The organism is Acidovorax soli, from assembly GCF_014207955.1.
Taxonomy (GTDB): Bacteria; Pseudomonadota; Gammaproteobacteria; order Burkholderiales; family Burkholderiaceae_C; genus Acidovorax; species Acidovorax soli_A.
In genome coordinates this window covers 367,572-380,339 of record NZ_JACHLK010000002.1, presented here as the reverse complement: position 1 = coordinate 380,339, position 12,768 = coordinate 367,572, and the positions used below count along the sequence as shown (strand labels likewise).

At 68.5% G+C, this 12,768-nt stretch carries 14 protein-coding genes; 4 read left to right on the top strand and 10 right to left on the bottom strand.

All coding sequences use genetic code 11. The features are described from left to right. Window positions 1-35: 35 nt before the first annotated feature. The 3 genes from HNP48_RS06275 (at window position 36) to HNP48_RS06265 (ending at window position 2,649) form a co-directional block, all read left to right on the top strand. A complete protein-coding gene (locus HNP48_RS06275) occupies window positions 36-1,220 on the top strand; it encodes a DUF3182 family protein (RefSeq protein ID WP_184856019.1) in 1,185 nt (394 codons plus the stop codon). Beyond that, complete coding sequence (locus HNP48_RS06270; protein WP_184856018.1) at window positions 1,204-1,965, top strand: S9 family peptidase; 762 nt, start codon at window positions 1,204-1,206, stop codon at window positions 1,963-1,965. Before HNP48_RS06275 ends, HNP48_RS06270 begins: the two co-directional genes overlap by 17 nt. Before the next feature lie 195 nt (window positions 1,966-2,160). Continuing rightward, a complete protein-coding gene (locus HNP48_RS06265; RefSeq protein WP_184856017.1) occupies window positions 2,161-2,649 on the top strand; it encodes a hypothetical protein in 489 nt (162 codons plus the stop codon). 14 nt (window positions 2,650-2,663) lie between these two features. Here HNP48_RS06265 and HNP48_RS06260 read toward each other — a convergent pair whose 3' ends face one another. The 4 genes from HNP48_RS06260 to HNP48_RS06245 all read right to left on the bottom strand — a co-directional run bounded on the left by HNP48_RS06260 (window position 2,664) and on the right by HNP48_RS06245 (window position 6,929). Next, window positions 2,664-3,770, bottom strand: coding sequence for an agmatine/peptidylarginine deiminase (locus HNP48_RS06260; protein WP_184856016.1), 1,107 nt, complete (start codon window positions 3,768-3,770; stop codon window positions 2,664-2,666). Between the two features lie 10 nt (window positions 3,771-3,780). Next, window positions 3,781-4,920: an agmatine/peptidylarginine deiminase gene (locus tag HNP48_RS06255; RefSeq protein ID WP_260420115.1), complete on the bottom strand. Its 1,140-nt coding sequence runs from the start codon at window positions 4,918-4,920 to the stop codon at window positions 3,781-3,783. A 94-nt stretch (window positions 4,921-5,014) separates the two neighbouring features. Continuing rightward, on the bottom strand, window positions 5,015-5,884 hold the full coding sequence (locus HNP48_RS06250; RefSeq protein WP_184856015.1) for a LysR family transcriptional regulator: 870 nt from the start codon (window positions 5,882-5,884) through the stop codon (window positions 5,015-5,017). Window positions 5,885-5,963: 79 nt separating this feature from the next. Continuing rightward, window positions 5,964-6,929: a LysR substrate-binding domain-containing protein gene (locus HNP48_RS06245; protein WP_184856014.1), complete on the bottom strand. Its 966-nt coding sequence runs from the start codon at window positions 6,927-6,929 to the stop codon at window positions 5,964-5,966. A gap of 83 nt (window positions 6,930-7,012) precedes the next feature. Here HNP48_RS06245 and HNP48_RS06240 point away from each other — a divergent pair, with 83 nt between their 5' ends. Next, window positions 7,013-7,309, top strand: a complete 297-nt coding sequence (locus HNP48_RS06240; protein WP_260420114.1) for a DUF2917 domain-containing protein — start codon at window positions 7,013-7,015, stop codon at window positions 7,307-7,309. A 24-nt stretch (window positions 7,310-7,333) separates the two neighbouring features. Here HNP48_RS06240 and HNP48_RS06235 read toward each other — a convergent pair whose 3' ends face one another. From HNP48_RS06235 to HNP48_RS06210, 6 genes are all read right to left on the bottom strand, one after another. Further along, window positions 7,334-7,588 (bottom strand): hypothetical protein, encoded by a 255-nt coding sequence (locus HNP48_RS06235; RefSeq protein ID WP_260420113.1) that lies wholly within the window; start codon window positions 7,586-7,588, stop codon window positions 7,334-7,336. A gap of 270 nt (window positions 7,589-7,858) precedes the next feature. Then, window positions 7,859-8,896, bottom strand: a complete 1,038-nt coding sequence (locus HNP48_RS06230) for an acyl-CoA dehydrogenase (protein ID WP_260420112.1) — start codon at window positions 8,894-8,896, stop codon at window positions 7,859-7,861. A 148-nt stretch (window positions 8,897-9,044) separates the two neighbouring features. Continuing rightward, window positions 9,045-10,037 carry a tripartite tricarboxylate transporter substrate binding protein gene (locus tag HNP48_RS06225; protein WP_184856010.1) on the bottom strand — a complete coding sequence of 331 codons (993 nt, stop codon included), beginning with the start codon at window positions 10,035-10,037 and terminating at the stop codon, window positions 9,045-9,047. A 35-nt stretch (window positions 10,038-10,072) separates the two neighbouring features. Next, window positions 10,073-11,005 carry an electron transfer flavoprotein subunit alpha/FixB family protein gene (locus tag HNP48_RS06220; protein ID WP_184856009.1) on the bottom strand — a complete coding sequence of 311 codons (933 nt, stop codon included), beginning with the start codon at window positions 11,003-11,005 and terminating at the stop codon, window positions 10,073-10,075. Further along, window positions 11,006-11,761 (bottom strand): electron transfer flavoprotein subunit beta/FixA family protein, encoded by a 756-nt coding sequence (locus HNP48_RS06215; RefSeq protein ID WP_184856008.1) that lies wholly within the window; start codon window positions 11,759-11,761, stop codon window positions 11,006-11,008. It abuts the gene before it with no gap. Window positions 11,762-11,789: 28 nt separating this feature from the next. Further along, window positions 11,790-12,764 (bottom strand): nitronate monooxygenase family protein, encoded by a 975-nt coding sequence (locus HNP48_RS06210; protein WP_184856007.1) that lies wholly within the window; start codon window positions 12,762-12,764, stop codon window positions 11,790-11,792. Between the last annotated feature and the right edge of the window lie 4 nt (window positions 12,765-12,768).

Below are 12,768 nucleotides of genomic sequence, written 5' to 3'. Positions count from 1 at the left end.
GCGGCGCGCGCCTACCCAGCCTGGAGGGCCCAGCCATGACATCCTACCCATCGGAGCTTCCGCTCGGCCTGGAGGCAGCCCACAGCGCACTGGCGCTGCGGCGGCGCGAAGCCCAGGAAACGGTCATGCCCTTCACCCGGGGACTGCGCGGGCACGCCAGCACCCATGAACAGGCCACGCGCCAGGAACTGGTGCGCCGCCTGGCCGACATCAAGGGCTGCGCCTACAGCCTGGACGAACTGCCCCAGCCCATCTGGCAGGGCCGAACCTACCTGGTGCCCAGCGATACGCTGGTGGGCGTGGCCACCGCGCACGCCCTGGGGGTGCATGGGCCGGACGACTTCTTCGGCGGCGTCGTGCCGCAGGCCTTCATTGCCACCAAGGCCATCACCCATCCCCTGGTGTCATTCGAAGCCGCGGCCCCGGAAGGCTGGAACCCCGAGTTCTCGCGCCTGGTCAAGCGCTCGGTACTGCCCGGCTACGCGGCCTTTTCGCGCGCCGATGCGCTGCGCGCCGGCGACGCGCTGTTCGCCCTGGGGCCGCTGCGGGTGAAGCCGGTGGGCGAGACGGGCGGCCGGGGGCAGACCGTCGCCAGCACCATGGCGGCCCTGGAGGTCTGCCTGAACGCGCTCGGCGACAGCCTGCTGGAGAAGGACGGCGTGGTGCTCGAGCACAACCTGACCGAGGTGGAAACGCTGAGCATCGGGCAGGTGCGGGTGGCGGGCCTGCAGGCCTCCTATTACGGCTCGCAGCGCCTCACGCCCGACAACCACGGGGCCCTGGTCTACGGCGGCTCGGACCTCACGGTGGTGCGCGGCGATTTCCATGCCCTGCTGGCCAGCACCCCCTCGGGCCCGCTGCACGACGCCGTGACCCAGGCCCTGGCCTACGACGAGGCCGTGCGCACCTGCTACCCGGGCTTTTTCGCCTCGCGCATCAACTACGACGTGGCCCAGGGCCTGAACGCAGCGGGCCAATGGTGCTCGGGCGTGCTGGAGCAGTCCTGGCGCGTGGGCGGGGCCAGCGGCGCCGAGGTCGCGGCGCTCGAGGCCTTCCACCACAACCCGGGTCTGCGGCGCGTGCGCGCCAGCTGTGTCGAGAAATTCGGCGCGCCCCAGCCCATTCCAGTCGGTGCCACGCTGTACTACCAGGGCATCGATCCCGAAGCCGGCCCCCTGACCAAGTACACCACGCTGGAAATCCATGACCACACGGCATAGAGGCATTCGGATCCCGGTGGGCAACCGCAGCATCGAAGGCACCCTGGTCGCACCCGACGTGCTGGTGCCCGGGGTGATGCTGGTGCACGGCTGGGACGGCAGCCAGAAGCAGTACATCGACCGGGCGCACCAGATCGCGGCCCTGGGCTGCATCTGCCTGACCTTCGACCTGCGCGGCCACGCCAATGACCGGGCCGAGCGCGAGAGCGTCACGCGCGAGGACAGCCTGAACGACATGCTGGCCGCCTACGACCTGCTGGTGGGCCACCCGGCAGTGGACCCGGCCTCGGTGCTGGTGGTCGGCACCAGCTACGGCGCCTACCTGGCCGCCGTGCTCAGCGCGCTGCGGCCCGTGCGCTGGATGGCCCTTCGGGCGCCCGCGCTGTACAAGGACGAGGACTGGATGGTCTCCAAGATCAGGCTCAACCGCGAGGAGGTCGCCGCCTACCGCAGCCGCGCCATCGCGCCGCAGAGCAACCGGGCGCTGGCGGCCAGCGCGCAGTTCCAGGGCGACGTGCTGCTGGTCGAGTCCGAGCACGACGATGTCGTGCCCCACCCGGTGCTGGAGAACTACCGCGCCGCCTTCCTGCAGACCCGCTCCATGACCTACCGGGTGATCAGCGGTGCGGACCACGCGCTGACCCGCCCCGAGTGGAAACAGGACTACACGACCGTGCTGGTGCAGTGGGTGCAGGAGATGGTCAGCGGCGCCCGGAAAAAGGCCGGGGTCGCCCATGGCGACTGAAGCCCGATTGCCGCGCGCAGATGGCGCACCGGCCGGCGCTTGTCCTACAACCGGCAGGGCGCAGCGGGATCACGATGGTGCCATCGATTGCCCGGCACCCCGCAGGGGTCAACGGGCAGGACATCGCTCCAACGCTGCCGGGCCGGATCTCATGCCGATGAGAACAGGCCGGCGCCTTTTCAGGTGAGGTATCCCATGTCCCGTCTCCATCGCGTTCCGCCACCCGCTCCCATCGACAGCTCCGTGCTCGGAGAGGAAGACCCTGGTGCATCGCTCGAACTGCTGCGCAACCAGGCCCTGAAATCCCGGGCCCAGGCCGCCAAGGCCCATGAGGCCAACCCGTACTTGACCATCAACTGCTCCAACAATGGCCAGTGCTTCACCATCCAGGTGCAATGGCAGGAGGGCAGCGCCCGGGCCTTCACCGACCTGCTGGGCCTGGTGATTGCCGAGCATGCCGAGATCTCGGAGGTGGCCTGGCTGCACCACCGCAAGACCGGCCAGGACCCGGTACAGCTCGAAATGGGCAGGGCAGCCGATGGCCGGGCGGCCGTGCAGGTCAAGGCACCCGCCGTGTTGCAGGCGGGCAGCGCCGCGCCACCCCGGCGCAAGGTGCTGCACGAACCCTTCGTCGCGGCCAACGACCACGTGCCCTACGGCCTGCAGCAGCGCCAGCGCAAGTAAGCAAGGCCCGAGGGTCAGCGTGGCTGCTGCTGGGTGGTGCAATGGATGCCACCGCCGCCCGCCGCGATGGCATCGATGTCCAGCTGCACCACCTCGCGCCGCGCGAACAGCTCGCGCAGCAACGCCCGGGCATTGGCATCGGCCCTGGCATCGCCGAACTGCGGTGCGATGACGGCGCCGTTGCACAGGTAGAAATTGACGTAGCCGGCAGCGAAATCGTCGGACTCGAAGCGCGGGCGCACCGTTCTCGGCGCCTTGAGCACTTCCACACGCAGCCGCTGCCCGCGCGCGTCCGTGGCCTGGCGCAGAATCTCCAGGTGCCGCCGGGTCACGGCATGGTCATAGGAAGCAGGGTCTTCATCGAGCGCGGCCACCACCACCCCCGGTGCCGCAAAGCGGGCATAGAAGTCCGTGTGCCCGTCCGTGATGTCGCGGCCAGCAATGCCCGGCAACCAGATGATCTTGCGCACACCCAGCAGCCGCGCGAGTTCCGCCTCGCAGACGGCCTTGCCCAGACCGGGGTTGCGGTTGGCATTGAGCACGCAGCTCTCGGTGATGATGGCGGTGCCCGCGCCATCGACCTCGATGCCGCCGCCCTCCAGCACGAGCGGGGTGCACAGGCCCTGGGCCTGGGCGGCTTCGGTCACGAAACCGGCCACCTCGGCATCGCGCGCATGCTCCTGCTTGCCGCCCCAGCCATTGAAATTGAAGTCCACGCCCGCCCATTGCCCGGCCGCGCCTGCCGTGTCGCGCACGAAGACCGGGCCGGTGTCGCGCATCCACAGGTCATCCACCGGCTGCACCACCAGTTGCACCTGGTCGCCGCACAGGCGGGCGGCCAGGTCGTGGTCCTGCGCACGCACTAGCATGTGCACGGGCTCGAAGGCCGCAATGGCGCGCGCAATGCCGGCCAGGTGTTCACGCGCAGGCGTGAGCAGGCGCCGGCCCCAGACCCGCTCGTGCGGGCCGAAGGACATCCAGGTGGCCTGGTGCGGGTCGCCCTCATCGGGCATGTGCCAGGCCTCGGGCGCCGCGGCGCCCGTTGCGCTCCTGGCTGCCAGGCCCAGGGGGGCGAGGCCGATGCCGCCCAGCAGGCGGCGGCGGGTGGGGGAAAAAGGCATGCGGCGCTCCTCAGACGGGTTCCTGTTGGGTCGTGCAGTGGATGCCGCCGCCGCCCGCGGCAATGGCATCGATGTCCAGCTGCACGATCTGGTGCCGGGGCAACTCGGCCGCCAGTGCATCGCGGGCCGCGATGTCGGCCACGGTATCCCCGAACTCGGGCAGGAACAAGGCCTTGTCCGTGAGCAAGAAGTTCACGTAACCCGCCGCAAAGTCCCGCGCCGCATAGGTGTTGCGCACCCGCCGCGGGGTTTCCAGCGGGATGATGCGCAGCGCACGCCCGCGGGCATCGGTGGCCGAGCGCAGCAGCTCCAGGTGGCGCCGCGTCACGGCATGGTCGAAGGATTCGCTGTCGTTGTCCAGTGCCGCCACGACCACGCCCGGCCGGATGAAGCGGGCATAGAAGTCGGTGTGCCCATCGGTGATGTCGCGCCCGGCAATGCCGGGCAACCAGATGATCTTCTCCACGCCCAGCAGGCGCTTGAACTCGTCTTCGGCCGCCGCCTTGGTGAGGCCCGGGTTGCGGTTGCCGTTGAGCACGCAGCTCTCGGTGATGATGGCGGTGCCCTGCCCATCGACCTCGATGCCGCCGCCTTCGGCCACCAGGCGGCTGCGCACCAGGGGCACGCCCGTGAGTTCGGCCATGCGCGCCGCCACCGTGGCATCGCGGGCATGGGGCTGCTTGTTGCCCCAGCCATTGAAGTTGAAGCTGATACCGGCGCGCTCGCCCCGGGCATTGCGCACGAAGACACAGCCCGTGTCCCGCATCCACAGGTCGTCGATGGGGTGCTCGATCAGTTGCACTTTGGCGCTGCACAGCTGCCGGGCGGTGGCCAGGTCGGAGGAGTTCACCAGCATGCGCACCGGCGTATAGCGGCCGATGGCATTGGCGATGCGTGCCAGGTCCTGTTGCACCGGCTGGCGCAGCTCTGCGCCCCAGACGGATTCGCGCGCCGCGAAAGCCATCCAGACAGCGCGCTGGGCGCTGCCTTCATCCGGCATCTGCCAGCCCGTGCCGGGCGTGGGTGCTGGCCGGGCCACGGGCGGTACCGAAGCTTCGTCCGCGGGCTCAGCCCCGCCACCACAGGCGCTCACCAGCCCGCCCACCAGGCCAAGGCCACCCAGGCCCAGAAAAATACGTCGTGTCGTCATGCAAAAAAGAGGTTGCTGCCAAGAGAACCGCGATTCTGCGGAGCAGGACTTATCTACACAACTGATGTTTTCTGATGAAAATAATCAATACAGCTCATGTTTTGGGATTATCTTGCGCCATCAGTAGCAGGCTGTCGAAGACATCCTGCACCAGCGGCAGGCGCAAGGGTCCTTCGGCGCGCGCGATCCAGACGGTGCCCAGCGCAAAGCGCGGGTACGTCGGCAGCTCCTTGAGCTGCCCGGTACGCAGCGCCTCGTCGGCCAGCAGGCGCGACACCAGCGCCATGCCCCGGCCGCGCACAGCCGCATCCAGCACCAGGCGGGGGTCGTCGTAGATGGCGGCCTTGCGCAGACCACCGAAGTGCTCGCGGATGAAAGGGCCGATGCGATCGCTTGTGAGGTCTTCTTCCAGGCACAGCAGCTCCATGTCGGCGCCCTCGGGCAGCCCGGCCGGGCCGACGGCGATGAGTTCATCGGTGAGGAAGGGCATGTCCACCACCCCCTCCTGGCGCAGCGGCTCGCGGGTGATCGCGATGTCCACGTCCAGCTCGTCGACGAAGCGCGCGCTCTCGTCGATGGAGATGATGGGACACAGCGCCGGGTGGGCCTGCCGCAGCTGCTCCACGCGCGGCTGCAGCCAGCCGCTGGCGATGGGCGCCGGACAGACCAGGGTGACCAGCCCGTCGTCCAGGTAGGTCTCGATGCGGCTGAGCCCATGGCGGATCTGCTCCAGCGACTTGCCCACGCTGTCGTGCAGCAGCATCCCGGCCACCGTCAGCTCGACACCGCGGCCCTTGCGCCGGAACAGGGGTTGCCCGAGCTGCAATTCCAATTGGGCGATCTGGTGGCTCACGGCGGACTGCGATACGCACAGCTCCTCGGCCGCACGCGAGTAGCTGCCCAGCCGCGCAGCGGCCTCGAAACCGATCAGGAACTTGAACGAAGGCAATCGCGCGTTGGACATGGGCACAGCAAACAGGGATGGAGCGGAACTGGCGCTCTTTTACCGCACAACGCCCAGCCGCCCGGCCAGGCGCGGGATTTCAGGCCATGGCCGCCTGCGGCGCCAGAGCGGCCTCGGCCTCGCTGCGCAGCCAGCGCACGAAGTCCTGCGCATCGGGGTTGACCGCCCCGCGGGCGCTGGGCACCACGTAGTAGCCGCGCTGCGACGCGGCGCAACTGCCAAACGGCGTCACCAGGCGGCCGCTGTCCACCAGCTCGGCCAGCAGCGGCAGGCGCCCGATCACCACGCCCTGGCCCTGCATGGCGGCCGCTACGGCATCGGCATACTGGGTGAAGCGCACGGTGTTCTTCATGCGCACTTCGGACACGCCCATCAGCCGCGCCCAGGGCTCCCACTCCACCGTGAGCGGCATGCCGGGGTGCTGGTCCACGGCCAGCAAGGTGTGCCGCACCAGGTCCGCCGGCTGCAGCAGGGGATTGGCACTGTTGTCGGCCAGGCGGGGCGAGCACATGGGTACCACCCATTCCTCGAAGAGCGGCTGGCCATGGCCGTCCTCGGTGGGACAAAAGCGCACGGCCAGGTCCAGCTGGCTGCGCTCCAGGTCGAGCAACTCCAGCGTGGCGGAGATGCGCACATCCACATCCGGGTGCTGCTCGGTGAAGCGCGCCAGCCGGGGGATGAGCCACAGCGATGCAAAACCCGGCGTGCAGGTCATGGCCACCTGGCGCAGGGCCGGGGCGGCGCGCACCCGCGCCGTGGCATCGCGCAGCCGCTCCAGCGCGTCCACGGCGGCCCGCTGCATGACGGCGCCGGCCTCGGTCAGCACCAGGGCGCGGTGGCGGCGCTCGAACAGGGCGACACCCAGCCAGGACTCCATCTGCTGGATCTGGCGGCTCACGGCCGACTGGGTGAGAAACAGCTCCTGCGCGGCCAGGGTGAAGCTCAGGTGGCGCGCCGAGGCCTCGAAGCTGCGCAGCAGGTCCAGCGGCGGCAGCTCATCGCGGCCAATCGCCGAAGAAGCCACTTTCACATTCTGAATTGGCATGCGAAGGATTCCAAATGACCGTTTGAGCCAAGCGTGGCTGCTCACTATATTCATTCCATCGATGAATGCCAAGGAGGCCTACCATGGTGCTTGAACTTGCCCACAGGGACCTGCACAGCGTGCCCGACGCTGCAGGCGTACAGATCCGCTGCCAGAGCGGCAGCATCTGGGTCACGCTGGACCACGACACACGCGACATCGTGCTGGCCCCGGGTGAAAGCTTTGCCACGCCGGAGCACCGGCGCGCCATCCTGTTCGCGCTGGAGCCGGCCCGCGTGAGCCTGGAGCGGCACGATGGGGGAAGGACGGTGGCTGCAGATCGCCGGCAGCGCGCCGAAGCGCCGAGCCTGCCGGTGCGGCCGGTGGTGGTCAGCGCCTGAAAAAGCCTTGCGGGCCCTGCCGCCTCAGGACAGTGCTGCCCAGGCCGATGACACCTCGGGGCTGCGCTGTCGTCGGATCACCTGCTTGGCGGTTTCGGCCAGCAGCGAAGCCCGGCCCAGGCCGGTGACGGCGACCACACGGGCGGGGCTGCCGCGCCCGGGCGCGAACTGCACCTCCACCATGCCGGCAGCCTCCAGCACCCGCAGCATGTCCACGCCGGCTTCATCGTCCACGTCGAACGGAAACATCTCGCCAGCGATCACTTTCAGGTACTCCATCGGCATAGGACCCCCGCGTGTTTGGTGACAGCGCATTCTGAACCGCCGGCACGGGAAGGCAGGCAACGATTCGCAACAGCCCTGGGCCGGGAGGGGTTTCGATGCAGTGCAACACACCAACAAGAAAGCCCGCACGAAGCGGGCTTTCTGCTTGCGGTGAAGCAAGTGGGGGATGTCGACTGCGGTATCGACAAGCCCATGGTAGGCCGGGGTACGGCCTTGGGCTGTAGGACAGCATCGCGAACAGAGCGAAACACGCCTCGCTTGCGGTCACAGTGCCCACAGCGGCGGCTGCTGGGCGAGCAGGGCGCTGGCGCGGGCGGCGTCGTTGCGGTCGCCCTGGCTGTGGCGCATGAACAGCGGCAGATCGGTCACCATCCGCACGAAAAAGGCGTTGCGGGACCAGGGCGTGCCCTCCAGCGCATGGCCGACCTCCTTGAGCACCTTGCGGGCACCCGACTCGGCCGCTTCGCGGGCGCGCAGTGCCACGGTCATCGCGTCGGCAAGGGGGTGGGCATCGATCCAGGCGGCACTTTCGCGCAGCAGGGCCGCAGTGCTGCCAAGCACCGCATCCACCTTGCACAGTGCCGCGGCGCGGGCGCCATGGCTGGGATGGGTGGGCGAGGACTGTTGCACGGCCGCGTACAGCACCCGGGCCAGGGCCTGTGCAGCGCCATACCAGCAGGCCGCGGTGCCGGCACTGCCCTGCCAGAAGCCGGGCCGCCGCAGGTGCTCGCCCGGGGCGCCCACCAGCACGGCAGGCGTGCCGTCAAACACCACATCGGCACTGCCGGTGTCGGGCAGCCCCACGGGATGCCAGGCATCGCTGTGGATGGTGACGCTGGGGTGGTCGAGTTCCACCGCCACGAGCTGCGGCGCCTGCTGTCCTGGCAGCCAGGCGGTGAGCAGCGCATGGCTGGCGCCCAGCGCGCCGGGACTCCAGGCCCGCGAGCCCGACAGCGTGGCACCCTGGCCTGCAACGCCAAGCGCCACACGGCGGCCCGGAGATTCTGCGGTCCAGTGGGCCCAGACGGCTCCACGCACACCGGCCTCGCCGCCCATTTCACGCAGCAGGGCCAGCGCTTCGGTATGGCCTTCGTAGAGGCGGGCCAGCGACAGATCGTGCCCGGCAACCAGGCTCAGCGCCTGCCAGCGCTCCAGCGTCCGGCCCGCACCGGGCGGGGGCAGATCCGCCAATCCGTTGTCCACGAGGTAGCGCAGTTGCCGCAAGACCGGCGCAGAGCCCAGGGACGCCAGCGCGCCAGGCAGGGCCTGGGCCATGCTGAACAGGTTTTGCGAGTCGGTCATCATGGCGGCACCTCTTGGCCAAAAGGGGCCTGGCTGCGATCAGCCGCAGCGGCAGGGATGACGGATCGTACGGAGCGGGCGGGTCTGGCCTTGTAGGAAAAAGCAGATGCGGCGCATAGGCGCCAAGAGCAATCGTTATCTGGCTGAATCAGTCCACGACCACTCCCGCCTCACGGATGACCTTGGCCCATTTGGCGGTTTCGGCGGTAATGAAGGCATCGCACTCCTGCGGGGTGGAGCCCTCGGCAAAAGTGCCCATGCTCTGCTCCAGGCGGCGCGACACCTCGGCGCTGCGGATGATGCGCGCAACCTCGGTGGACATGCGCTGCACGATTTCGCGCGGCACGCCGGCCGGCGCCAGCATGGCGGCCCAGGTACTGCCCACGATGCCGGGGTAGCCCTGCTCGGCAAAGGTCGGCACGTCCGGCAGCGCCGGCACGCGCTTGTCGCTGGCCACGCCGATCAGGCGGATCTTGCCGGCCTTGGCCGGCTGGATCAGGTTGGGTGGCGGGTCCAGGAACAGGGGGATCTGCCCGCCCATGAGGTCGGCCAGCGCAGGGGAGGCGCCCTTGTAAGGCACATGCACCATGTCCACCTTGGTGACCAGGCGCATGAGCTCGGAGGTCAGGTGGGCGGCCGAACCCGCGCCCGAGGACGCGTAGCTCAGCTTGCCCGGGTTGGCACGCCCGTAGGCCACGAGCTCCGCCATGGTCTTGTACGGCGCATTCGTGGCTACGGCGGCCACCAGCGGCGACACCCCCATGAGCGACACCCCCACCAGATCCTTCTTCGGGTCGTAGGGCAGCTTGGGGTAGAGCGTGGTGTTGGCCGCATAGGCAGCGATCACCACGGCAAAGGTGTGCCCGTCGGGCGCGGCCTTGGCGACCGCATCCACGCCGATGATGCTGTTGGCACCCGGCTTGTTGTCGATGACGATGGGCTGCCCCAGCGCCTGCTGCAGCCCGACCTGCAGCAGCCGCGCCATCTGGTCGGTGAAGCCGCCCGCCGTGTACGGCACGACGATGCGGATCGGCTTGCTCGGCCACGGGGTGTTGGCCCAGGCAGGTGCGGCTGTGGCTGCGATGCCGGCCGTGGCAGCTACCAGCAGGCGGCGGCGATTGAGAGGTTCGTTCTTGTGCATGCGTGTCTCCTGGTTTGGTGAGGGCGGCCGACGGGTCAGAGCGCCTTGACCAGTTCCGGCACCGCCGTGAACAGATCCGCCTCCAGCCCATAGTCGGCCACACTGAAGATCGGCGCCTCCGCATCCTTGTTGATCGCCACGATCACCTTGGAGTCCTTCATGCCCGCCAAGTGCTGGATGGCCCCGGAGATGCCCGCGGCGACGTAGAGCTGCGGCGCCACGATCTTGCCCGTCTGGCCCACCTGCAGGTCGTTGGGTGCATAGCCCGCATCCACCGCCGCACGGCTGGCGCCAATCGCAGCGCCCAGCTTGTCGGCCAGCGGGGTCATCACTTCGTCGAACTTTTCCTTGCTGCCCAGGGCCCGGCCACCGGAGACGATGATCTTGGCGGCGGTCAGTTCAGGCCGGTCGCTCTTGGCGATCTCGCTGCCCACAAAGCTGCTCTTGCCCGCGTCGGCTGTTGCCGCCGCCGTTTCGGTGGCTGCACTGCCGCCCGTTGCGGCTGCGGCATCAAAGCCCGTGGTGCGCACGGTGATGACCTTGGTGGCGTCCTGGCTCTGCACGGTGGCAATGGCGTTGCCTGCGTAGATGGGGCGCTCGAAGGTGTCAGGGGAGACCACCTTGGTGATGTCGCTGATCTGGGCCACATCGAGCTTGGCCGCCACGCGGGGGGCCACGTTCTTGCCACCGGCGGTGGCGGGGAACAGGATGTGGCTGTAGTTGCTGGCGATGGCCAGGACTTGCGCGGCGACGTTTTCGGCCAGGCCGTGGGCCAGGCCGGCGGCGTCGGCATGGATGACCTTGGCGACACCCGCGATTTGTGCAGCTGCTTGGGCGGCACCAGCGGCGTTGTGGCCGGCCACCAGCACGTGCACGTCGCCACCGCAGGCGGCTGCGGCGGTCACGGTGTTCAGGGTCGCGCCCTTGATGCTGGCGTTGTCGTGTTCAGCAATAACGAGTACCGACATTTAGATCACCTTCGCTTCGTTCTTGAGTTTCTCGACCAGGGCGGCCACATCGGCCACCTTGACGCCGGCACCGCGCTTGGGCGGTTCGCTGACCTTCAGGGTTTTGAGGCGCGGAGCGACGTCCACACCGAGGTCTTCGGGCTTGACGGTATCGAGCTGCTTTTTCTTGGCCTTCATGATGTTGGGCAAGGTGACGTAGCGGGGCTCGTTCAGGCGCAGGTCGGTGGTGATGACTGCGGGCAGGGACAGGGACAGGGTTTCCAGGCCGCCGTCGATTTCTCGGGTGACGCTGACCTTGTCGGCGGCCAGTTCGACCTTGCTGGCGAACGTCGCCTGGGGCAGGTCGGCCAGGGCCGCCAGCATCTGGCCGGTCTGGTTGGCGTCGTCGTCGATGGCTTGCTTGCCCAGGATCACGAGGCCCGGTTGTTCCTTGCCGACCAGGGCTTTGAGGAGCTTGGCCACGGCCAGGGGCTGCAGATCCAGGTCGGCGGGGGTTTCCACCAGGATGGCGCGGTCGGCGCCGATGGCCATGGCGGTGCGCAGGGTTTCCTGGCACTGGGCCACGCCGCAGGAGACGGCGATGACTTCGGTGACCAGGCCTTTTTCTTTGAGGCGCACGGCCTCTTCGACGGCGATTTCGTCAAAAGGGTTCATGCTCATCTTCACGTTGGCGATGTCCACACCCGTGCTGTCCGACTTGACGCGGACCTTGACGTTGTAGTCCACCACGCGCTTGACGGGGACGAGGATTTTCATGGAATGCTTTCTAGGGATGAAGGAATGCTCAGCGGGCCAGCCCGGCCAGGCGTTCGTGGATCAGGGCGTGGGCCTCGGCCATGGTCCGGTCGATCAGCTGCTGCACCGTGGGCACGTCGTGGATCAGACCGGCGACCATGCCGCAGGACCAGGCACCGGCATCCATCTCGCCGCTTTGCATGATGCGCGGGTAGACGCCGGCCACCTCGGGCAGAATGTCCTCGAACGTGATGGCGGCGCCCAGTTCGCGCTCCTTGGCCAGCAGGCGCTCCACGGCAGCGTTGCTGAGCACCCGCTCGGTATTGCGCAGCGGGCGCATGACCAGGCGCGTATCGAGTTCGCTGGCCGCGACGATGGCGCGCTTGACGTTCTCGTGCACCGGCGCCTCCTGGGTGGCAATGAAGCGCGTGCCCATGTTCATGCCTTCGGCCCCCAAGGCCAGCGCGGCCACGAGCGAGCGCCCATCGGCCATGCCGCCCGATGCGACGAAGGGGATGCCCAGTTCCTCGGCGGCGCGCGGCAGCAGGATGAAATTGGGCACATCGTCTTCGCCCGGGTGTCCGCCGCACTCGAAGCCGTCGACGCTGATCGCATCGCAGCCGATGGCCTGGGCCTTGAGCGCATGGCGCACCGAGGTGCATTTGTGGATGACCTTGATGCCTGCCTCCTTGAGCGCCGGCAGCCATTTCTGCGGGTTGTTGCCCGCGGTCTCGACCACCTTCACACCGCCCTCGATGATGGCCTTCACATAGCCGGGGTAATCGGGCGGGTTGACCGAGGGCAGAAAGGTCAGGTTCACGCCGAAGGGCTTGTCCGTCATGGCGCGGCAGCGCGCGATCTCGCGCGCCAGCAGCTCGGGCGTGCGTTGGGTCAACCCCGTGACCATGCCCAGGCCGCCCGCGTTGGAGACGGCCGACGCCAGCTCGGCCAGGCCCACATGGTGCATGCCACCCTGGATGATGGGGTGCTCAATGCCAAAGAGTTCGGTGATGCGTGTCTTCATGCTC